This is a genomic window from Paenibacillus kribbensis (genome assembly GCF_001705305.1).
Taxonomy (GTDB): Bacteria; Bacillota; Bacilli; order Paenibacillales; family Paenibacillaceae; genus Paenibacillus; species Paenibacillus kribbensis_B.
In genome coordinates this window covers 109,853-133,053 of sequence record NZ_MCBP01000016.1, presented here as the reverse complement: position 1 = coordinate 133,053, position 23,201 = coordinate 109,853, and the positions used below count along the sequence as shown (strand labels likewise).

The window sequence follows — 23,201 nt, the reverse complement described above, 5'->3', positions numbered from 1 at the left end:
GTAACCACGACGAGAATTTCATACAGGTATGAAAAAAACCACCGGATAGGAGGCTCTCAAACCCTATTCGCGGTGGTTTTTCCTGTCTCATGTTTACTTGAGACGTTGATTGTTTAATTCTTTTTTACAAATTCCGATTTTAACTTCATCGCTCCGAAACCATCAATTTTGCAATCAATGTCATGATCGCCGTCTACCAGACGGATATTCTTCACTTTGGTGCCGATTTTCAAAACAGATGAGCTTCCTTTAACCTTAAGATCTTTAATAACGGTTACAGAGTCACCATCCTGCAGGACATTACCATTTGCATCTTTCACGACTTTTACATCTTCATTGCTTACGGTTTCTGACTCGGATGACCACTCATGAGCGCATTCCGGGCAGATGAAAAGACTACGATCCTCGTAAGTGTATTCTGAATTACATTCAGGGCAATTTGGCAAATTAGACATGGTATTATGTACTCCATTCATTTTTAATTCTATACAAGTATATTGGATAATCAACAACGATTCCACTCATGGATGAAATTAGGCAGTGTAAGTGGACGTTTCAGCAGCTTCTCAGGCTTGAGGCTCATACTCGCTCAATTTCCCCTCGTAGATCAAATGGAATCGGTCACTTTGCCGAAAATCGTCTGGTGTAATAAGGGCGGGCAACTTGTTCCATATTTTTATGCCGGATCGCTGTAAAATTTCCGCGACGAATTGCGAACAAAAATAAGAATTGCTGAACTCGACCGGTTCTTTGAGTGCAACACCAATCAACCCCAGTAAGTTATACATATATTTTTGGCGACTTCGGATAAAGACATGTAAGACCCGCTTCATTTTTTCGACTTCACGATCGGTGACTTGAAGCTCGTAGATGACACATGTTGTATTCGGAAATCTGCTGTATGTACCTGTCTTAATATCCTCTTTTACGAAACCGCCATCCAGAGGGTTATTGGGGGTCTTTCTCCCAAAGCTGTATAACTCCGAAAGTTCCCGGTTGAAGGAAATGGAAGCGTGATTGTATGGCGCTCTTGTATAGCTTTTAATGACTCTCGTAAGAAACGTTCCCGTATTGGTAAGCAAGATAAAGACGGATTGATCAGCTACCATTTACTAAATTTCCCCTTATCAAGTTTGAATTATTCCTTCATAATAACATAGGAATCCTTTAATGGAATCCTATTTCGCGATAAGTTGGTGAGTGGCAATGGACAGTTCGCTATTAACGTTAATTCTCATTTTTACAGCCTTATTGATCATCCATTTGATTTATATAGTGGTAGTCAAAACACAGCCAGACAAAGACTATGCAGCTATTGGACTTCGCATCAAGACCTGGTGGGGCATGTTCTTGATCTTTTGCTTGGCAACTCTTTTCAATCCGATCGTTTCACTGCTTTCCTTGATGGCGCTCACTTTTTTTGCGCTAAAAGAATACTTTTCCATGATCAGATCCAGAAAAGCCGACCGCAGATTGTTTCTATGGGCGTACTTGACTATTCCTGTACAGTTTTATTGGATTTATATCGGGTGGTACGGGATGTTTATTGTCTTTATCCCTATCTATGTATTCTTGCTGCTGCCGCTCCCGCGATTGATCAATAAAGGAACGGTTGGTTTCCTGAGCAGTGTCAGCTCAACCCAATGGGGACTCATGCTGATGGTTTTCGGGCTGAGCCACCTGGCCTATTTTCAGTTTGCTACGCCGCAATACGGAGCGAAACTTGTACTTTTTCTAGTGGTTCTGACGCAGCTCAATGATGTCGCACACTATCTGGCATCGCTCTATTTCGGGAAGCGGAAAATCGTCCCGACATCCAACCCCAATTTAACTTGGGAAGGCTTTGCATTCGCTTTTCCCGTAACCATAACGGCTTCCTATCTAATCTATCCCTACCTGACGCCGTTTGACCTGAAATTTGGAATTATTTTCGGCATGCTGATCAGCTTGAGCGGTTTCTTCGGCAGCTTAACGGTCTCCGTGCTGAAGCGAGATTTATTAATCGGCGATGATGATAAGTTCGATGCCTTGAAAAAAAGCTACTTAAGCCGGGTGGATAGCTTAACCTACACCTCGCCTGTCTTTTTTCATGTACTTCGTTATTTTTTTGACTTTATGTAGCAGTATCTTACTATGAAAAGGGCAGTCTAGCCTCACCTGAGGATAGACTGCTTTGGCAAAGTGACACACCCTATTACGCCGCCAGCATACAGGAAGCTTTTCTCGGCATCTACGATGTAAATCAAGCCTGCATCGGCATAGTGGCCATGAGTCCGCAGGATAAAATCAACTTTTTGGGGTTGATCCCAAGCATCGCAGCCAAGGATTGGGATACGCCCTTCTTCATAGAGCGGCTGAAATCCAAAAAGTTAAAAAGGTACACATCAGCCTATCTTCTTTGTATCAATTTCTTAATGCATCGATTAATGCACCTGATCCAGCAATTGATATGCTTCTTCCTTCGTTGTGACGGCCAGGAGCGCTTCTCTAAAATAACCGTCCATCAGCTTACGGGATAGCATTTGCAGCACCTTCAGATGCGTGTTGTCCTTGCTATTGCACGGTACGGCTATCATAAAGATCAACTTCGCTTCACTTCCGTCTAGACTTTTCCAGTCCACACCACTCCGCTTGATACCAAAAACCACGCTTGGCTTTAAGACAGCCTCCGATTTGCCATGTGGGATGGCAATATTCATTCCGATGCCTGTGGAGCTTTCTTGCTCACGGTCCAAAATAGCCTGCTTAAGATCACTGGCAGAGCTTACGGCTCCATTTCTCTCAAGTGCTTCGATCATTTCATCAATCACAGCATCCTGTGTCGTTCCTTCCAGCTCCAGATTAATTAGATCCATCGTTACAATTTCCGTCAGCTTCTCAATATGAACAGCTTGTGCAGGCACTGCTGACTCGTTTTTTGTAACGGTTGTTGGAGCCGATAACTCCGCAGCAGTTGAAGTGATCGCAGATTCTCTGGCTATTTCGGCAGGATTTCCAGACATTGCTTCTCCAGCAACGGCCGTATCTACAGTTGCAACATCCTTTTTCAGCAGGCTCACCATGACAACTGTCACGGCTACTCCAACAATAACGGCAATGAAAAACATAAACACATTGTCAACTGCACCAAGCACGGCTACAATCGGTCCACCGTGAGCCACCTTATCACCCACATTCCCCAACATGGCGATGAATGAACCGACCATGGATCCTACCATGATACTTGGAATAACACGGAGTGGATCTTGCGCCGCGAATGGAATTGCCCCTTCGGTAATACCGAACAACCCCATCGTAAATGTTGCTTTCCCGGCCTCGCGTTCCGAGGGTGCAAATTTACGTTTGTTGATCATCGCTGCAAGTCCCATCGCAATCGGTGGAATACAAATCGCAACGGCGATTGGACCCATAATTTCATAATTTCCTTCGCCAATCATGGCCGAGCCGAATAAGAATGCGACTTTATTCACCGGACCGCCCATATCAAAGGAGATCATCGCCCCCAAGATCAGCGCCAGCAGAATCGAGCTTGTGCCTTGCATACCTGCAAGCCAACCTGTTAAAGCTTCAAACAATTGCGCGATTGGAGCACCGATCACAAAAACAAAGATTAATCCTACAATCAAGGATGACAATACGGGAATAATAATAATAGGCATGATCGGCTGTAACGCTCGGCCAACCTTAATTTTCCGAATCGCAAGTGCAACATAACCTGCCAGGAAACCAGCGATAATTCCGCCGATAAATCCGGCTCCCGCCTCACTCCCATAAAAGCTGCCGTTCGCAGCAATAAATCCGCCAATCATACCTGGTGCAAGCCCCGGTCTATCGGCAATGCTCATCGCGATAAATCCGGCGAGGATCGGAACCATAAAGGTAAACGAAGCCGAGCCGATATTCTGAATCGTTTTCCAAATTGAACCGTCCGGTATGACCAGACCGCCTGGTGTCTTCTCACCGCCAATCGTCAGTGCAATGGCAATGAGCAAGCCTCCGATAACGATGAAGGGCACCATATAGGATACACCATTCATCAAGTGGCGGTAGATTGGGTTTTGCTTCGTTTTTTTCTCCTCTGTGCTACCTTCGGCAGAACGGGACTGTGCCTGATACACAGGCACATCACCTTGTATCATCCGCTGGATCAATTCTTCTGGACGACGAATGCCATCCTGTACACCAACAACCAGTAGTTTCTTGCCGACAAACCGATCCTTCACAACCGTCTTATCTGCTGCAATAATAATGCCATCCGCTTCACGAATCTCCTGCTCCGTTAATTGATTTTCAATTCCAATGGAGCCTTGTGTCTCGATCTTCATCTCGATGCCCAGCTTCGCTGCTGCCTTTTGCAGGTTCTCAGCTGCCATGTACGTATGTGCAATTCCGTTAGGACACGAGGTAATTGCTAATATTTTTATGGTCATTCCCCTTCTCTCCGATGTTTCCGCTTACATTAATAGTATAAACTCCTATTTGGTTGTTATGGGTCGAACTTTTTACCGGAACTTTCGGAAAAACGGAATTTTAGCTTCCCTAATAATCTCATCGCATCAGTCTCCTTAGACAATGCATGCACCATAGCTGGCTGCTCACTGATCAAGGATAATTCCTTAAACAACTGCCGTATCTCTTCGCGTCTATCCTGTTTAACCGCAAGCAGGAACACAAGCTCTACTTTCTCGGTTCCCCAGGTGAGCGGCTGCTTCAAGGTAGCAACTACAATAGCTGACTGTCTGATCCACTCCGAGCCGCCATGGGGGATGGCAACACCTCCACCAATCGTGGTAGCGGACATTTTTTCTCGCGCCAGTACACTTTCCACATAACCTGTCTCAACATATCCTTTGTCCTCCAGTATTTGCGCCAGCTTGGAAATCAATTGTTCCGGACGCTGCACTTCCTGCTGGGGAAAGACCAAAAAAGGTGTTGTATATTTAAAAAATACAGACTCATCTGCCACCCTATGTTCCGGCTCACCCAATCGTCTAATCACTTGCTCCAGCTGACGCTCGTCCTTGGCATCCAGCAGTGGAGAGACGAGAATATGCGGAACTTTCAGCTCTGAGAGAGCTACGGTTGTAATGACAAGCTCCACCTCCTGGGCTGCCAGATAGTCCTGAACTTCCGCTTTCGATATGGTAGTTTCCACATGCACAGACGGAAATTTACGTTCCACCTTTGTGCGCAGCAGTTGGGACATGCCGATACCCATGTGACATACGATGACTGCCCTTTGAGGATGACTGTCCCTCTGATGAAGCCGCTCCACAGAGGCTTGGAAATGCAAAGTTAAATACGCTGCCTCCTCCTCGGGGAACGATAACCGGATCATTTTCCCCACTTCTTCCAGCGTAATAATAACCCGGTCGAACATGTAGGGATACATCTTCTTGATCTCGGCCAGCATGGGATTGGACACGGTCAGACCATAGTGAAGACGGTTCAGGGTTGTATATAAATGGACTTTCAACCCGTTCAGCAACACCTGGTCCTGGTAAAAGGCAATCATATTCAGCTCCGACATCCGTCGGATCAACTGCTCAACTAATTCGGGCAAGAGCGGATCGCTGTCTCCCAGATCGCTCTGTTTTCCCTTTCCTTCCCCATGCTGGTAACGAAACTTCCCGCCAAGCAGATGCAGAGTTAGATAGGCCGTTTCTTTCTCGGAAAAAGGCACGGCAAACAGCTTTTGCAGCTGCTGTAAAAAGGACGTAGCCCATGTATATTCGCCTTTTTTCCACAAAAAAGCGACGTCCTGCTCGGAGAGCAAGATGGGCTGGCCGAGCTTGGTTCGTTTGACCATGAAGAGGATATGCAGCATCAGACCTTCGAAAGCTTCATCAGTGAAGCTGAGCTCATGACGTTTTTGAAATGTTTTTAATTCATGATGTATGGTTGCGATCTCGTGCGGTTCAAACTGCTTGCGCATCATTTGTCCCGTTAACTCAGGACTATCTATCAGTTGGTTTAGTCGTGCCAAAGCCATCCGCTTGTTTTTCTCGGAGCCTTGAATCGTCAATCCTACGCGCTGCCTGGTAATCAAGGCAAGATCAAAGCTGTGCAGCCAGCCCCCGATCTTCTCCATATCTCTACGGATCACCGTTTTATTCACATAATACTGGGAGGCCAGATCCTGTATAGTTACAGGCTTGGCATCCATCAAGAGACGATAGGCGAGATGCAGCACCCTTTCCTCATACGACTGATGTTGGGCTGTACTCTCGTCCGCATACAGTCGATGGAACAATTCATTCTGATCCGTTTCATCCATCTCCAGATAAATCCCGCGTCCCGGCCTTCTCACCAGATTGGCGTTGGAATGCTTGACTATATATTCTTCAATTACCTTCAGATCGTTGCGGATCGTTTTTTCAGAGCACTCAGTCTGATCGGCCAGATCCTGCGCTAACCACAACCGACCCGGTTCCGTTAACAACCTGCGAAAAATTTCTGTTTGCCTTTTGTTCATTCCAATCTCCCTTCTTCCAAAATAAAGAATGTCTAGGGAAGCAACCGATTTCATTGCTATGATAAAATAGGCTGACATGTACAGTAACACGCTTTATTATGTTGTTCAGATGCACAATAAAATGAAAACTCTTTCACAAGTGCAATCCGTCACATCACTATGTAAAGGGAGGAATCGCGAACTGTTCCAGATCTCCGAAAAACAAGCCCAAGACATCGTAGATAAAATGATGAAGGACATTCCATACAATATCAATATTATGAACGAACGAGGCATCATCATTGGCAGCGGAGAGAGAGAACGAGTCGGGACTGTTCATCAAGGAGCCGTTCAGGCGCTCGAAACCGGAAAAATGATTGAAGTATGGCAGGATGGTCACTACGAGAAACAAGGGACCAATGAGCCGATTGTCATTCATCATGAGCGGGTCGGCGTCATTGGCATCACGGGGAATCCAGATGAAGTGCGCCCTTTTTGCAACATCGTCAAAACTACGGTATCCCTCCTGATCGAGCAAAGGATCTCCCTGGAGCATCTGGCCCACGAGGCCAACCGCAAAAAATCCATGCTGGAAATGCTGTTAAATCATCAGGGGGCCTACACTCAAAAAATAAAAAAAGAAGCGGCTCAATATCACATTGACCTGCTTCTAAAAACTTCGGCGGTATATGTAAAGTACCTCCCTGCCGACCCGGCTCATGTAGCCGAGCTGTCCAAAATATTCATGCAGCATCCATCCTTTCATATGGAGGAAGACAGCTATCTCGTCCTGATCCAAAGTCAGGAGTCAATAGACAAGCTGTTGGAGCCACTTGTGCGCAGCTATCCTGATGTGCTGATCGCCATCAGCAGACAAGAGCATAGCATCGCGGATTGTTATTTACAGGCCAAGTCAGCCATGAATGTTCTACTGGCTTTACGCCCGCCTGTGCGGATGATTTCTTTTACAGAAGTCGAATTTTTGGTCAAACTGAGCCAAACTAACCTGACGAATACGGTCCATCTGGTCACTAAACTGGAAGACACTGTGGATTTGCTGGATACGCTGCGCAGCTTTATTAACCATAACGGCAGTGTCTCCTTTACCGCAGACGAATTAAATATCCATCGCAACACCCTGCAATACCGCCTGAAGCGGATTCATACCTTAACGGGTAAAGATCCCCGGAATCTCCTCCAGCTTTTTGAGCTTACACACGGCTTATTGGCACTCTACCAATGAACGGCTGTATTATGCCAGATCATTCTGCGGTAAACGCCAATTTCCTCCTCGCTGCTACTCCCGGATTTTATGTGAACATCCTCATTTATATGTGAACATTCTCATTTAAATGATGGGAAAAATCCGGGAATGCAGACGAGCGCTCCATGTCTAACGCATTCGTGCTATAATCCGTCTTCTATTTCATTGGCTGTTCGCTGAATTGAAGCACCCTTGCAATATTCTCGCATGTGCGCTCTACATTTTGCGGCCCTTCGACCAGCAGCTTACCCAGCTCCGAGGCTCCCGGCACGATGCCAAACACTGCATCTATTCCTTCCCGGTATAACGCGTCGATCCCTTCCCCGACATAACCAGCGACCGCAATAACCTTTTTGCCGGATTGCTTGGCCGCCTGGGCTACCCCATACGGAGTTTTCCCGAATTTGGTCTGAAAGTCAATGCCACCTTCCCCTGTAAAAACGATGTCCGCATTCGCCAGCTTCTGCTTTAACCCGGTGTATTCGATCACAATCTCAATACCTTTTTGCAGCGACGCCTGAGTAAAAATCAGCAGGCCCGCACCCAATCCGCCAGCTGCGCCCGCGCCTGGAAGATCGCGCACATCCTTGCCCAGCTGTCGCTTCACCACATCCGCATAGTGGACGAGATTGGCATCTAATTGCTGCACCATCTCCGGGGTTGCCCCTTTTTGCGGACCGAATACATGAGATGCTCCGTGCTCTCCACACAGCGGATTTGTTACATCACACGCTACAATCAATTGCACCTGCTGCAAGCGTTCATCCAGTGATGAAATATCAATACTGGCCAGCTCTCCCAGACTGCCGCCACCACGAGGAAGAGTGTTCCCTTTGGCATCCAGAAATCTGGCACCAAGTGCTTCTGCCATGCCTGTCCCGCCATCATTCGTCGCACTTCCGCCAATGCCGATAATGATCTTTCGAATCCCCTGATTCAGACACTCACGGATTAACTCACCCGTACCGTAAGTTGTTGTCTTTAGCGGGTTTTTGTTGTCCTTATTGACCAGATGGATTCCGCTGGCGGATGCCATCTCGATTGCCGCAGTGGTGCCGTCTCCCAGCAAGCCGTATGCAGCAGTTACAGGTTCTCCAAGCGGCCCAGTCACCTCGAGATAACGAAGCTGCCCGTCTGTCGCATCCACCAGTGACTGCACCGTTCCTTCACCACCGTCCGCCATTGGAATGTGGACATAATTCGCCGCCGGATAGACCTTGCGCAGTCCTTTCTCCATCGCGATACACACTTCTTTTGCTGTCATACTTTCTTTAAAGGAATCCGGTGCCAGCACAAATGTCTTCTCTCTCATCTTCTCACCCCATCATCAATATTAAAGTAAAAATCCATACATCAGTGTCGCTACAATGGCCATGGTTCCACCCACAATAGCTTCGTAAGGAATAAGTCCCATCCGTTGTTTAATACTCATTTTCATGCTGTCTGCCGTGACGTGAAAATAGTTGCCTTGTGGCAAGGAATCGATAACCGTTGCCCCTGTATGGACCATCACAGCTGCGGCGAGCGGGGCCGTTCCCATGTTTAGAATCGCTTCCCCAAACGAGCCAGTCGCCAAAATAACTCCCGTTGAGGTCGACGCGGTCGCAGCCGCCATCAGAATACCTGCAAGCGGCGCCAAAAATGTACCGGAAACTCCCGAAGCTTCAATCAAGCCAACCACCTGCGCAGACAAATCCGATGCTGATATCAGACCCGCAATTCCGCCTGCACCGATCAAGATCAGCACGGTTGCCGTCATTTTATTTAAGCCGGAGGATGAATATTTCAAAATATTGCGTCCTTGTCCCATTGCCAGCATACCCACAATCCCGGCAATCGGCAAAATGTACATCGCGTCCACCTTGAAACTCGACAGTGCTTCAATGCCGGAGATGGACCCAATCGGGTTAATCATCAGCAAAATAACAGCCACCAACGGAGCTACAATTGCCCGTCCCAGTGGCGGGTATTTCGAAGTATCGACATCACTGTCTGCGGTATCCTGGTCGGATACCTTTACACCTTTGGTTTTTAAGAGAGACGCCACCAGAACGGTCATCAATAAGCCGCATATCGCAGGGACCACACCTGCCAGCATCACGTGGCTCAAATCCAGGTTGAAGCCGCGCGCCGCCGCAATCGTATTGGGATTCGGAGAAATAATGTTCCCCGCTTTTCCCCCTCCAGATAAGGCCAGCAGGAGCGCCAGCTTGGAAATCCCCATTTTGTTCCCGACCGACAGCGCAATAGGAGCCACAATCAGCACGGCGACCGGAATAAATACGCCCACCGCCGTAATAATCATCGTCGCCAAAGCCAGTGCGAGAATTGCTTTGCTGCCGCCGAACTTCTTCACAATGGCCTGTGCAATTGTCTCCGCTGCCCCGGACTCCATCATCACGCCTGCCAGCACACCTGCGGCAAGCACACGAATAACCGTCCCCATCACACTTTGCGTTCCACTAATCAACACACTGATGGTCTGCTCCAGATTGGCTCCGCCCAATAAAGCGCCTACAATGGCTCCCAAAAACAAAGCATAAACCGGATTCAGCTTTCTCAATATCAAAATAATTGCAATAGCCAGCCCCGCCAGAGCTCCTATCCAACTGATCGTTAATCCTTCCATCTGCCTAACCCCCCGGGCAATTTTTGATTACGCTTTCATTATATCGATTGCGGAACGTAAAAAATATTGAAGAACAGACGAAATTGATTGTGCATTTGCACATATATGCTTCTTTTTTTCCATTTGGGCGCACGCGATGGATACGCTTGCAAAATTAAAAATTTAGATTATAATACTTGTATACAAGTATACTTGATTAATTGAGAAGGTGAATTTATGATCGAATCAAGGGAATTCCTATATCCCTCCAAATGGCTTTTAAAAGCCTCTGCTGGTGATCGTGTAACATGCGAGCTTAGAATGCGTATTATTTCTGGCGGGATTGAAAGCGGTGCCATATTATCAGAAAATAAATTGGCTGCAGATTTTGCTGTAAGTCGCTCACCCATTCGTGAAGCGTTAAAAATACTGGCATCCGAAAATATCATCCGATTAGAAAGAATGGGTGCAGTTGTTATTGGTTTATCAGAAAAAGAAATAGAAGAAATTTATGATGTCCGTCTACTCATAGAATCGTTTGTATTTGAACGGCTTGTAAAGATGGACACTAATGATTTAGCAAAGGAACTTAGTAAAATACTGGAAATGATGAAAGTCGCAATTAAATATAGTGATGCTGATGAGTTTTCATATCAAGATGTCCTGTTCCATGAAACGATTATTCGTGCAGTTAATCATTCATACATCCTGATGATCTGGAATAATTTAAAGCCCGTTATGGAAAGCCTCATTCTTTTGTCGATGCGTATGCGTTTCAAAGAAAAGTATGAAGACTTTACACGGATTATAAAAAATCATGAGCTTTATATTGAAGCGATCAAAGCAAAAGATAGAGACCTCATGATCAAGTCTTTACATGAAAACTTTGATGATGTTCAAGGTAAAGTAGAAGACCTATGGATGTCACAACAAATGCTGTCTAAAGGAGTAGTGCAACAAAATGACTAACTATATGTTAGGTATAGATATCGGAACCACAAGTACGAAAGCAGTTTTATTTAGTGAAAAAGGCGAAGTCATCCAACAAGAAAATATTGGGTACCCGCTTTATACGCCGGATATAGCTACAGCTGAACAAAACCCGGAAGAGATTTTTCAAGCAGTCCTACAAGCCATTTCAAATATAATGAAACATCACTCACAAAAAAAGGTATCGTTTGTTTCATTTAGCAGTGCCATGCATAGTGTCATTGCGATGGATGAAAATGACCTGCCGCTTACGTCTTGTATCACTTGGGCAGATAATCGAAGTGAAGCATGGGCACATAAAATAAAAGACGAATTGAATGGCCAAGAAGTCTATAAACGAACAGGAACACCAATTCACCCCATGTCACCATTAACTAAAATAGCCTGGATTGTGAATGATCTCCCTGAAATCGCTGTCAAGGTTAAAAAATATATTGGAATTAAAGAATATATTTTTAAAAAGTTCTTTGATCAATATGTTGTTGATTATTCCCTGGCTTCAGCCATGGGCATGATGAATCTCGAGAACCTGGATTGGGATGAAGAAGCATTAAGAATTGCTGGTATAACACCTTCTCAATTATCCGAGCTCGTACCAACAACCCAGATATTTACCAACTGTAATTCAGATTTAGCAAAAGAGATGGGTATCGATCCACAGACATCATTTGTCATTGGAGCCAGCGATGGAGTCCTTTCTAATCTGGGTGTGAATGCCATACGAAAAGGCGAAGTTGCCGTCACAATTGGGACGAGCGGTGCCATTCGAACCATTATGGACAAGCCGCAAACAGACGAAAAGGGAAGAATATTTTGTTATGCCTTAACAGAAAAGCACTGGGTAATTGGCGGGCCGGTAAACAATGGCGGGATGGTCCTTCGCTGGATTCGTGACGAACTTGCCTCATCAGAAGTAGAAACAGCGAAAAGACTAGGAATTGATCCATATGATGTATTAACCCAGATTGCTGAACGTGTAAGACCAGGATCTGATGGATTGTTATTCCATCCATATCTCGCTGGTGAACGTGCGCCATTATGGAATCCAGACGTACGTGGCTCATTCTTCGGTTTAACGATGTCACATAAGAAAGAACATATGATTCGCGCAGCCCTGGAAGGAGTCATTTACAATTTGTACACCGTATTTTTAGCATTAACCGAATGCATGGACGGTCCTGTGACCCGAATTCAAGCTACAGGAGGCTTCGCAAGGTCAGCTGTTTGGCGGCAAATGATGTCTGATATATTCGCATCTGAAGTCGTCGTTCCAGAAAGCTACGAAAGTTCTTGTCTAGGAGCTTGTATTTTAGGCTTGTATGCCACCGGAAAAATCCAATCATTTGAAGTCGTTTCTGAAATGGTTGGCAGCACCAACAAACATGCACCAAAAGAAGAAGCAACAAAGGAATATAGGAAATTGCTGCCGATTTTCATTAACCTATCCAGAGTATTAGAAGACGATTATACACGGATTGCCAATTATCAAAGAGGCTTAATAAAACACTAAAAAGTTAAAATCAGGGGGTAATTACAATGCCATTAATCGTTGTAGCGATTGGAATTTTAGCACTATTAGTTTTAATAATGGGCTTCAAATTAAACACCTTTATTTCATTAATCATTGTATCGTTCGGTGTGGCTTTAGCACTTGGAATGCCATTAGAGGAAATTGTCAAAACCATTGAAGCCGGATTAGGCGGAACACTTGGTCACTTAGCGTTAATCTTTGGACTTGGAGCGATGTTAGGTAAGTTGATCGCTGATTCTGGTGGTGCTCAAAGAATTGCCATGACCCTCGTTAACAAATTTGGTGAAAAAAATATTCAATGGGCGGTCGTAGCTGCTTCATTCATTATCGGTGTGGCGTTATTTTTTGAAGTAGGACTAGTATTGTTAATCCCAATCGTATTTGCCATTTCAAAAGAATTAAAGGTTTCTATTTTATATCTCGGTATTTCGATGATTGCAGCTTTATCCGTAACACACGGTTTCTTGCCTCCACACCCAGGACCGACAGTTATTGCTCGTGAATATGGCGCGAACCTTGGTGAGGTTTTACTTTACGGTTTCATTATTGCCATTCCAACAGTTATTTTAGCTGGACCTGTATTTACTAAACTTGCCAAAAAACTCGTACCTGCATCATTTACAAAAACCGGTAATATTGCCTCTTTAGGTGAACAAAAAGTATTCAAGTCCGAGGAAACTCCTGGATTTGGTATCAGTGTATTTACTGCAATGCTTCCTGTTATTTTAATGTCTATTGCTACGATTATTACTTTGCTTCAAAAAACAATGGGGATTGAAGATAATAGTTTCCTAGCAGCGATCCGTTTTATTGGTGATGCATCAACTTCCATGTTGATTTCCTTACTAGTTGCTGTCTATACAATGGGAATAGCAAGAAAAATTCCAATCAAAAATGTAATGGCATCTTGTACAACTGCTATTACTCATATTGGGATGATGCTCTTAATCATTGGGGGAGGCGGAGCCTTCAAACAAGTACTGATTAATGGCGGCGTAGGTGACTATGTAGCCGAATTATTCAATGGAACTACATTATCACCCATCTTGCTTGCCTGGATCATCGCTGCAATCTTACGTATTTCCTTAGGTTCTGCAACTGTTGCAGCTTTAACAACCGCTGGTTTAGTTATTCCGATGTTGGGACAAACCGACGTTAATCTTGCTTTAGTTGTGCTTGCAACGGGAGCGGGTAGTTTAATAGCTTCACATGTTAACGATGCTGGTTTCTGGATGTTTAAAGAGTATTTTGGTTTAAGCATGAAAGAAACATTTGCAACATGGACATTGCTTGAGACAATCATTTCTGTAGCCGGATTAGGATTTATTTTAGTACTAAGTTTATTCGTATAAACCATTATATACGGGCGGTGGGTCCCCGACTTATCTTTTCTTAGAATCTTCTAAGTCTATAAGTGTGGATCTACTGCCTATTCATTTCAAATAAAAGGAGCAGGAAGAAATGTTCAATACAATTGGTGTCATTGGTTTAGGGGTAATGGGCAGTAATATCGCTTTAAACATGGCTGGTAAAGGTGAGCAAGTGGCTGTCTATAATTATACGAGGGATTTGACCGATAATCTTGTTAACAAAAATGAAGGTCAATCCATCCATCCCTACTACGAAATTCAAGATTTTGTTTACTCCTTAGAAACCCCAAGAAAAATCTTCCTTATGGTAACAGCGGGCAAACCGGTCGATTCGGTGATAGATACATTACTATCCTTTCTTGAAGCAGGTGATGTGATCATGGACGGTGGTAACTCCCATTACAAAGATACGGAACGTAGATATGATGAATTGAAGTCAAAAGGAATCGGTTATTTAGGAATCGGTATTTCCGGCGGTGAAGTTGGGGCTTTAAAAGGACCTTCGATCATGCCTGGTGGAGATAAAGACGTATATGGAAAAGCAGCTCCTATTCTAACAAAAATAGCAGCCCAAGTGGACGGAGACCCTTGCTGTGTTTATATGGGTCCACAAGGTTCCGGTCACTTTGTAAAAATGGTACATAACGGAATCGAGTATGCAGATATGCAATTAATCGCAGAAACCTATACATTTTTAAGAAAAAAGTTATGTTTATCTGTGAATGAAATTGCTGACATCTTTGAAATATGGAATCAAGGAGAACTGAAAAGTTATTTAATCCAAATCACAGCAGAGATTTTACGGAAAAAAGATGAAATAACAGGCTTACCACTAATCGATGTGATTCTTGATAAAACGGGGCAAAAAGGCACAGGTAAATGGACAAGCATTCAAGCAATTGATCATGGGATTCCATCATCCATTATTACAGAGTCATTGTTTGCCCGTTACATCTCCTCTTTAAAAGAGGAACGGGTTTATGCAGAAAATATCCTGACAGGCCCAGAGATTGATCAGCGGAGTTTAGACAAAGATTCGTGGATTGAGTACATTAGACAAGCTTTTTATATGGGTAAAATTTGTGCCTACGCACAAGGATTTATACAGTATAAAATGACTTCTGAACTTTACGGATGGGAGTTACCTTTAAAGGATATCGCCCTTATTTTCCGTGGTGGTTGCATCATTCGCGCAGAATTTTTAAACGTAATAAGCGAAACATATCAAGAACAGCCAAATCTGGCTAATCTATTAATCGCCCCATATTTCGCTGAAAAGGTTAAAGAATATCAAACAGGATTGCGAAAAGTTGTCTGTGAGGGCATTAATTCGGGTACTTCGTTTCCATGTTTAAGTGCTTCACTTACTTATTACGATAGTTACCGGACAGGCATTTCAAATGCTAACCTTTTGCAAGCACAAAGGGATTATTTTGGTGCCCATACTTATGAACGAAATGATTTAGCAGGATTCTTTCATACAAACTGGCAGTGATCGATAGTCGTAGTAAATCTCCAGAGCCCTAATGAAGTGGTTCTTTCCCTTCATTAGGGCTCTCCTTTTGAATACATTTTCCTATTATCTCATCTTTGAACGATTGAACTGGCTGCTTCTGTTGTACCTTTTGCCTCACCATGTCCCGCTCCAAATAAATTCAGTACCACTACGCCAATAACAATTAAAGCAATACCTACGACACTCCCTGTATTGATTTTTTCTTTCCAAATCAATACTGAAATCAGCGTTGTCGCAACAGCTCCTACACCTGACCAGATGGCATAAGTCATATTTAACGGTAGCGTCTTAAGGGATAGAGAGATAAAGAAAAAAGAGATAACGAACGCAACAATCGTGAATAGAGTCGGATACAGTCTGGTAAATCCTTCTGAAGCCTTAAGCATTGAAGTTCCAATGAGTTCACCAACAATAGAAATCGCTAAGAAAAGATAAGCCATTATTCATTCTCCTTTATATATGTCTTCAATTCTTCCATCATTTTTTGCCTCATTTCTCCATTGGGAGGAGCGAGCCCAAACATTTCAGCGAACCACAAACCGTCCATAACTAATCGGACTATCGTAGAACGAACCGGATCCAATTCGTCGTTTTCGATTTTATTTTGGATATCAGCATACTCGTCCTGTAGTAGTTTTAGCATTTGAGGGTTAGTAAAATGAGCTGCAGAGAGAGCGGTATACAGATCATTTTCGCCATAGTTCCCAGACAATGATGTATTCATATAAGCACGAGTCCATCTTCCTTTGGAATGCATATCATTTTGTGCCCGCTCATTAAATTCGGTGACAAAGCTGGTCGATAGTTGTTCAACCATACCCAGAATCAGCGCATCTTTATTCGGAAAATGGTACAGCAATCCTCCTTTACTTATTCCCGCCTTCTTCGCGACAGCCTCTAAAGTTAATTTTTCTACTCCTTCTTCGTGCACAATCAGTGAGGCGGCCTTAAAAATTAGTTCTCTTTTTAACTCTTTTTTAGTAGTATTCATTTTTCATCACCCACTTTATTATACCGTCCAGACGGTTTTATTTCAAGTTGATTAAAGTTATGTATTTAGTATATAGTCAAAAATGCTGCAATTATGTATTCATACATATAGGAAGTCATGGGATCAAATCATTTCCATAGAGTATACTATACGAGTATAAGTTAGATGCACGATGAAATCCTATATGTATAGGTATTCAAATACAGCGCAGAAGAGGTTGAAAATGAGTCAGAGGCATTTTACAGATTATCCATTAAGTGAAGAAATCGTGAGAGCGCTGAATAGCCTGGGCTATGAGACGCCAACAAAAGTTCAGACCGAAGTCATCCCAGCTGCCCTTGAAAAGAAGGACCTTGTCGTCAAATCACAGACAGGTAGCGGCAAAACAGCGGCATATGGTATTCCGCTCTGTGAGCTAGTAGATTGGAATGAGAATAAGCCCCAAGCTTTAATTCTGACGCCAACCCGTGAACTCGCATTGCAGGTCAAAGAAGACATCACCAATATTGGACGCTTTAAGCGGATAAAAGTGACGTCTCTTTATGGGAAGCATCCTTTTCATATACAGAAGGCCGAGTTAAAACAAAGAACGCATATGGTTGTAGGTACGCCAGGGCGTGTATTGGACCATATTGAACGAGGCACGCTATCATTAGAGCGGATGGCCTATCTTGTTATTGATGAGGCTGATGAGATGCTGAATATGGGCTTTATTGAGCAAGTTCAGTCGATCATTCAGGCGCTGCCTAGCGACAGGGTTACGATGTTATTTTCCGCCACTTTTCCTGACGATGTGGCCCAACTGTCACGCAAGTATATGGATCATCCTGTTGACATTGAAATTAAAGCGGCCGGTATCACGACAGCCACCATTGACCACTCTCTTATTCAGGTGATGGAGACGGACAAGCTGTTGCTGCTTCAAAATCTGCTCATTGTTGAGAATCCTGACAGCTGTATTATTTTCTGTCGCACGCAGGAACATGTCGATATATTATTCAGGGAATTGGCTGATCTCGATTATCCATGTGATCGCATTCATGGGGGGATGGAGCAAGAAGAAAGGTTCGAGGTGATGAATGCGTTCCGAAGGGGGCAATTTCGTTACTTGATTGCGACAGATGTAGCCGCCCGAGGCATCGATATCACGAATATTACCCATGTCATTAATTACGATGTTCCCCTTGAGAAGGAAAGCTATGTTCATCGCACGGGACGTACGGGACGTGCAGGCAAGACGGGTAAAGCGATTACCCTAGTCACTCCTAAGGATAGCAAACGATTAGCCGATATTGAAGCATATATTGGATTTTCGATTCCGCAGGTAAAGGCCCCCTCAGAGGAGGCTGTTGATCTCCGTAGAGAAGATTTTGAACAGAAGCTACATGTTAAAACCAAACTGAAAAAAGATAAGCGCGAGCAATTAAACCAACAGATTATGAAACTTAACTTCAATGGCGGCAAGAAGAAGAAACTTAGAGCCGTAGACTTTGTTGGGACAATCGCTAAGCTTGACGGGGTGACAGCAGACGATATAGGGATTATTACGATTTTCGATCATGTAACAGACGTTGAAATTCTGAATGGCAAGGGACCGCTTGTACTTGAGATTATGAAAAATACGACCGTAAAAGGCAAGCTGTTAAAGGTGCGCAAGGGGAATAAATAGAAGCTACATGACACAGAAAGGGCTAGAGGAGGGGAGCTATTGGTGTACCTTTCCTCTAGCCCTACCAACAAAAAGTCCTTTAGGGAAATTAAGATAAGAACTGAGGAGAGGCCATGCCATCCCGAGAGCAGAAAAATGAGTATTTTACTACGGGTCAGATATCAAAGCAAACAGGTCTTACCGTGAGAACATTAAGATATTATGATCAGATAGGTTTGTTAAAGCCTTCGAATTACGGTCAAGCTTCACAACGGATGTATAACAGGCCGGATTTAATCAAGCTGCAAAAGATACAAGCGTTAAAATATCTCGGTTTAACGCTTATTGATATTAAGCAAACGGTAGCGGAAAGCCACATTCAGGAACAGGATCTGCGAAGCTCATTAAGAATGCAACGAGAGATCATTTTACAAAAGACAGCTCATCTGCAATTCGTTTTTAAAGCTATAGACGAAGCTATAGAAAAGTTAACTTATACAGGGGAAGAACACGTGGATTGGATGGCACTGGCTGAGCTTATTCATGCGGTACACATAGAGAAGGATTGGGTGGAGCAGTACCACACGGCAAATCGACTACAAACTAGAATTGAATTATATGAAAAATGCGGCGTGAATAAACTGGGGTGGCATCGATGGTTTTTTGAACATTTAGGCAGCCTATCGAATATCAGAATTTTAGAAGTAGGTTGTGGAGATGGAACTCTATGGTCTAGGAATGCGGACAGAATACCCAAATCGTGGAAAATTACAATCACCGATCTTTCACCCGGTATGCTCGAAGAAGCTCGCAAAAATATCCGTGACAAGACAGGGCAAATCAAATTCGTTGTAGCTGACGTTCAGTCGATTCCTTTTCACGACGAAGAATTCGATATCGTGATCGCCAATCATATGCTATATCATGTACCGGATATTCCAAAGGCAGTTTCCGAAATATACCGTGTGATGAAACCAAAGGCACTTTTCTATGCATCCACGATGAGTAAAAGCCACTTGCATGAAATTGACCTGATCGCACAATCATTCGATCCGGAGATTAAGGTACTAGATCCTATTATGGAGCGGTTCGAGCTTTACAATGGACAAGAGATACTATCAAAAAATTTCTCGGAAGTTAAGTCAATACGTTATGAAGATCATTTAATTGTAGACGAAGTACAGCCGCTATTGAGTTATATAACATCAACACCTATGAATGCAAGAAATATACTGGTTAAAACAAAACTGGAACAATTCATTGCATTTATTCAAAACAAACTGAATCTTGATGGAACTATTCCGATTACGATGGATTCCGGTTTTTTCCTTGCTCGTAAATAATGCTATTCAGGACTGTTCCATAGTAATTATCTCTTTTGTGGATTGGGCAAAAAAAGTCTTGCAGTTGACGTAACGTAACCCAATATAATGAGAGCCATCAAAAGAGAGGGGATACTTGGAATGAATCCGAAAATCCGAATTGTAAATGAAGAAATTTTGTCCGATAACTGGTATGTGCTTAAGAAAATTACTTACATGAGCGAAGCCAAGGACGGCTCTTGGAAAAGCCAGGCCCGGGAATCATATGACCGTGGGAACGGGGCAACTATTCTGCTCTATAATCGGGAGCAGCATACCGTAATTTTGACGCGACAGTTCCGGATACCGACTTATCTGAATGGGAACGAGACGGGGTTATTAATTGAAGCTTGTGCCGGACTGTTAGACAAGGAAAGCGCAGAAAACAGCATACGCCGGGAAGTCGAAGAGGAGACCGGTTACAGAGTGACAAAAGTACAAAAAATCTGCGAGGCATACATGTCGCCAGGTTCCGTAACGGAAATTTTACATTTTTTTGTTGCAGAATACACGCCCACCATGAAGGTTGGAGAGGGAGGAGGGGTCGTGGAAGAGCAAGAAAACATTGAAGTGATGGAAATCCCCTTCCAGCAAGCACTGGAAATGATAAAAGAAGGCGAGATTAAAGACGCAAAAACGATGATGCTGCTACAATATGCTCAAATAAACCGGCTTCTGGACCCCATCCCAAGTCAGCAGCATATACTCATAGCCGGCCCTTATCGTTCAGGGACGGGAGACGATCCGCATTTGATTCAACGGAACATAGATTTTATGAATGATATTGCACTTAAGGTATACGAGGCCGGTCATTTACCTGTACTTGGTGAATGGTATGCACTCCCATTAATCGAGAAAGCGGGATCACAAAGAATCGGAGACGAAATCTTTAATCGTATATTTCATCCATCCTCTGTTCGACTCTTGAAGTATTGTGATGCCGTTCTTCGTATTGGAGGGCCTTCCCAAGGCGCAGATGAAATGGTGAGAGCAGCGATCAGCATGGGGAAAATCGTGTATAGAGAGTTAGGTGATATTTCTTAAGTCATATATGAACAAAGTCATCGAAATTGACGATGCATTAATTTTTGGATCAACACTAATCGAAATAAACAAGCGTCTGAGCGAGTAGAATTCGCTCAGACGCTTGTTGTACGCGCGCTGTTTTCCTTCAAACCTCGCCCATGGCGCTAACTGCGCAGATATTGTCTCAACCATTGAAGCGCCGGGCGTTCCGTGCCGTTCGAATTCAGCAGATGTGTGTTCGACTTCCAAGTTTGTCCCTGGATATACCCCCAGAGCGTAACTCCCTTCACTGAAGGATGCTGCCAGAGTACCGGAAACTTCTCTTTGTATCTGGCAAGCTGGGTGTTGTCATCACCAGTTATATCCAATTCCGACACATAAATCGGCAATCCTGTTGCCGATAGCTTATTTAGTACAGTGTTCATCGTGTTGACTGAAACGGTATCCATATTGAATTGGTGGCACTGAATGCCAATTCCGTCAATCAAGCCTCTACTCTTGAGCTGATTAATAATATTGACATATTGATCGGTTAATGAAGGATCGCTGATAATTCCATATTCATTGATAAGCAGCTTGGAATTCGGAAAAGCTTGTCTAGCCTGTTGGAACGACCATATGACCCAATCCCATCCGGTCGACCCGTCACCGCCTATGGCATTGCGGAAGGACGGCTTCTGATGCAGTGGCTCATTCACCACATCTACAAACTCCGCATTCGGATAGCGTTGACCGGCTGCTTTAATCCACTGGGTCACTTCCGCCTTCTGATCAGCAGCCGACAGTCCGCTAATCCAACCTGGCTCCTGGGCACCCCATACCAATGTATGGAACTTGAACGGGAAGCCATTGTTACGGGCATAATTGTAGGCGGTATCCGCCTGCGACCAGTTCATGTTGTTACGGCTGCCTTCAACCGAGCCCCACTTGGTCGAATTCTCCGGCGTCACCTGATTCCAGTACGTTCCGTAACTTGCAGGGACACTGCCGGCAATAACATTCCCGAGGAATTTGCTTCCATTCGCCAGACCAGCATCAGCCTGATTCACCAGAACAGACGATAACAACACACCCGCTAACGCCAAACTGCTCACCAACTTGCCTACTTTAAGTCCTAACATAAAATCTCCTCCTCACACGTATTGGTTTTAATGCCTCTCACCATTAAATAAAACACTTACATTTCCAATTATAATAATGAGTGGTTATTTTCGCTACGTGTGAAAATATAGATTTTACCAAAAAAATTTTACTTCATTGCGGGACAGCTAAACATCCGGCACTCCTTTATTACACCGTTTCGAATAAATCTAGCCTCGTATTATGTATTTTCCTAAATTTATCAACCCATCCATGACAAATCCCAAACAACTCTGAAACGACAACAAAGGCTGCTGCGAAAAGTGATATACTCCCCTTACAGTAGCAGGTTTTATTATTCAACCTGTCTATCTTCTGGGGAGCATATCACTTGGAGACCGCCCCTTAATTATTTAAGGATTAAGCGCTCTTGCAATCGCGTCCACATAACTTTTGCTGGCACGTTGGCTTACTTCCGCTTGCGGAACCATCCCTTCAAAGCTGTGGAATGTACCGGGATACAGATGAAATTCGACGTCTACACCCGCGTGGGCAAGGCGCGTCACATATTCAATCGTCTCATCTCGGAACAGATCGAGCTGGCCTACGCACGTATAGGTTGGCGGCAGCCCCGCCAAGCTTTCCGCTCTTGACGGCACCGCATATGGGGATACCTCGCTGTCTTCAGTACGATCGCCCAAGTACATGTTCCAGGCCTCCAAATTGTTCGTCCGGTTCCATGTTGCATTATCGGCCGTAATTTCATGACTTGATGCCGTAATATTGTGATCGTCGATCATTGGATATAGCGGCATTTGGAAGATGAGGGCCGGTCCGCCTTTGTCGCGAGCCATTAAAGCAAGCGCTGCGGTCAGACCGCCACCCCCGCTTGCACCGGCAATCGCGATCCGATCCAAGTCGATGCCCAGCAATCCAGCTTCGTCGGTCATCCACTTCAAACCGGCATAACAGTCATCGATGGCAGCTGGATAGGGGTGCTCGGGAGCAAGTCGGTAATCGACCGATACGACGACGCATTTAGCCTCCTGCACGAAGCGTTCGCACAAAGCATCGTCCATATCAGGATGCCCCATCACATAACCTCCCCCGTGAATCCATAGCATAGCTGGAAGCTTAACGTCAGTTCGCTGGGCAGGTTCGTAGATTTTGACTAACATCTCGCCTGCTACGCTCGGAATCATCCGTCTTGTCGTGCGTACATGCTCCGACCGCTCAATGGGCGAACTCGACAAATAGCTTCTGCTCAGTTCTAAATTTTCCTCCAGTTGAAAACCAGGAAATTGTGCTAATATCGGCCTTAATTCTGGTAATACCCGACTTTCAAAATCCATTTGAATCACT

Annotated in this window: 19 protein-coding genes; 9 read left to right on the top strand and 10 right to left on the bottom strand. The window is 44.3% G+C overall.

From position 1 onward, the window contains the following. Positions 1–113: 113 nt before the first annotated feature. Both BAZ21_RS23495 and BAZ21_RS23490 read right to left on the bottom strand, forming a co-directional pair. Complete coding sequence (locus BAZ21_RS23495; RefSeq protein WP_010346894.1) at positions 114–455, bottom strand: zinc ribbon domain-containing protein YjdM; 342 nt, start codon at positions 453–455, stop codon at positions 114–116. A 111-nt stretch (positions 456–566) separates the two neighbouring features. Beyond that, positions 567–1,109, bottom strand: coding sequence for a hypothetical protein (locus tag BAZ21_RS23490; RefSeq protein ID WP_068505326.1), 543 nt, complete (start codon positions 1,107–1,109; stop codon positions 567–569). 97 nt (positions 1,110–1,206) lie between these two features. On the opposite strand from BAZ21_RS23490, the gene BAZ21_RS23485 reads away from it, so the two are divergent. After that, positions 1,207–2,121, top strand: a complete 915-nt coding sequence (locus BAZ21_RS23485; RefSeq protein ID WP_068505325.1) for a phosphatidate cytidylyltransferase — start codon at positions 1,207–1,209, stop codon at positions 2,119–2,121. A 302-nt stretch (positions 2,122–2,423) separates the two neighbouring features. Here the strand turns inward: BAZ21_RS23485 and BAZ21_RS23480 are convergent, their stop codons facing one another. Both BAZ21_RS23480 and BAZ21_RS23475 read right to left on the bottom strand, forming a co-directional pair. Continuing rightward, complete coding sequence (locus BAZ21_RS23480) at positions 2,424–4,424, bottom strand: PTS fructose transporter subunit IIABC (RefSeq protein ID WP_068505342.1); 2,001 nt, start codon at positions 4,422–4,424, stop codon at positions 2,424–2,426. Positions 4,425–4,486: 62 nt separating this feature from the next. Then, on the bottom strand, positions 4,487–6,475 hold the full coding sequence (locus BAZ21_RS23475) for a BglG family transcription antiterminator (protein WP_068505324.1): 1,989 nt from the start codon (positions 6,473–6,475) through the stop codon (positions 4,487–4,489). A 226-nt stretch (positions 6,476–6,701) separates the two neighbouring features. On the opposite strand from BAZ21_RS23475, the gene BAZ21_RS23470 reads away from it, so the two are divergent. Continuing rightward, the gene (locus BAZ21_RS23470; protein ID WP_068505341.1) at positions 6,702–7,697 is read left to right on the top strand and encodes a CdaR family transcriptional regulator; all 996 of its coding nucleotides are present in this window, start codon (positions 6,702–6,704) and stop codon (positions 7,695–7,697) included. 178 nt (positions 7,698–7,875) lie between these two features. Here the strand turns inward: BAZ21_RS23470 and BAZ21_RS23465 are convergent, their stop codons facing one another. Together BAZ21_RS23465 and BAZ21_RS23460 are read right to left on the bottom strand one after the other, a co-directional pair. Continuing rightward, positions 7,876–9,030 carry a glycerate kinase family protein gene (locus tag BAZ21_RS23465; RefSeq protein ID WP_068505323.1) on the bottom strand — a complete coding sequence of 385 codons (1,155 nt, stop codon included), beginning with the start codon at positions 9,028–9,030 and terminating at the stop codon, positions 7,876–7,878. A 21-nt stretch (positions 9,031–9,051) separates the two neighbouring features. Continuing rightward, entirely contained in the window at positions 9,052–10,347 is a 1,296-nt protein-coding gene (locus BAZ21_RS23460) for a GntP family permease (protein WP_068505322.1), read from the bottom strand. A gap of 216 nt (positions 10,348–10,563) precedes the next feature. Between BAZ21_RS23460 and BAZ21_RS23455 the strand changes: the two genes are divergently transcribed. The 4 genes from BAZ21_RS23455 to gnd all read left to right on the top strand — a co-directional run bounded on the left by BAZ21_RS23455 (position 10,564) and on the right by gnd (position 15,712). After that, on the top strand, positions 10,564–11,295 hold the full coding sequence (locus BAZ21_RS23455; RefSeq protein ID WP_068505321.1) for a GntR family transcriptional regulator: 732 nt from the start codon (positions 10,564–10,566) through the stop codon (positions 11,293–11,295). After that, positions 11,288–12,826 (top strand): gluconokinase, encoded by a 1,539-nt coding sequence (gntK, locus tag BAZ21_RS23450; protein ID WP_068505320.1) that lies wholly within the window; start codon positions 11,288–11,290, stop codon positions 12,824–12,826. Before BAZ21_RS23455 ends, gntK begins: the two co-directional genes overlap by 8 nt. A 26-nt stretch (positions 12,827–12,852) precedes the next feature. Then, the gene (locus BAZ21_RS23445) at positions 12,853–14,199 is read left to right on the top strand and encodes a GntP family permease (protein WP_068505319.1); all 1,347 of its coding nucleotides are present in this window, start codon (positions 12,853–12,855) and stop codon (positions 14,197–14,199) included. A 109-nt stretch (positions 14,200–14,308) separates the two neighbouring features. After that, complete coding sequence (gene gnd, locus BAZ21_RS23440; RefSeq protein ID WP_068505318.1) at positions 14,309–15,712, top strand: decarboxylating NADP(+)-dependent phosphogluconate dehydrogenase; 1,404 nt, start codon at positions 14,309–14,311, stop codon at positions 15,710–15,712. A gap of 89 nt (positions 15,713–15,801) precedes the next feature. On the opposite strand, the gene BAZ21_RS23435 is transcribed toward gnd, so the two are convergent. Then, positions 15,802–16,173: a DMT family transporter gene (locus BAZ21_RS23435; protein WP_068505317.1), complete on the bottom strand. Its 372-nt coding sequence runs from the start codon at positions 16,171–16,173 to the stop codon at positions 15,802–15,804. After that, the gene (locus tag BAZ21_RS23430) at positions 16,173–16,724 is read right to left on the bottom strand and encodes a TetR/AcrR family transcriptional regulator (protein WP_068505316.1); all 552 of its coding nucleotides are present in this window, start codon (positions 16,722–16,724) and stop codon (positions 16,173–16,175) included. Before BAZ21_RS23430 ends, BAZ21_RS23435 begins: the two co-directional genes overlap by 1 nt. Positions 16,725–16,947: 223 nt before the next feature. Between BAZ21_RS23430 and BAZ21_RS23425 the strand changes: the two genes are divergently transcribed. The 3 genes from BAZ21_RS23425 to nudK all read left to right on the top strand — a co-directional run bounded on the left by BAZ21_RS23425 (position 16,948) and on the right by nudK (position 20,777). After that, on the top strand, positions 16,948–18,393 hold the full coding sequence (locus BAZ21_RS23425; protein WP_068505315.1) for a DEAD/DEAH box helicase: 1,446 nt from the start codon (positions 16,948–16,950) through the stop codon (positions 18,391–18,393). Positions 18,394–18,506: 113 nt separating this feature from the next. Further along, complete coding sequence (locus tag BAZ21_RS23420) at positions 18,507–19,715, top strand: MerR family transcriptional regulator (protein WP_068505314.1); 1,209 nt, start codon at positions 18,507–18,509, stop codon at positions 19,713–19,715. Between the two features lie 120 nt (positions 19,716–19,835). Beyond that, on the top strand, positions 19,836–20,777 hold the full coding sequence (nudK, locus tag BAZ21_RS23415) for a GDP-mannose pyrophosphatase NudK (RefSeq protein WP_068505313.1): 942 nt from the start codon (positions 19,836–19,838) through the stop codon (positions 20,775–20,777). A gap of 146 nt (positions 20,778–20,923) precedes the next feature. Here the strand turns inward: nudK and BAZ21_RS23410 are convergent, their stop codons facing one another. Then, positions 20,924–21,880, bottom strand: a complete 957-nt coding sequence (locus tag BAZ21_RS23410; RefSeq protein ID WP_068505312.1) for an endo-1,4-beta-xylanase — start codon at positions 21,878–21,880, stop codon at positions 20,924–20,926. A gap of 372 nt (positions 21,881–22,252) precedes the next feature. Next, positions 22,253–23,191 (bottom strand): alpha/beta hydrolase, encoded by a 939-nt coding sequence (locus BAZ21_RS23405; protein WP_068505311.1) that lies wholly within the window; start codon positions 23,189–23,191, stop codon positions 22,253–22,255. Positions 23,192–23,201 lie beyond the last annotated feature (10 nt).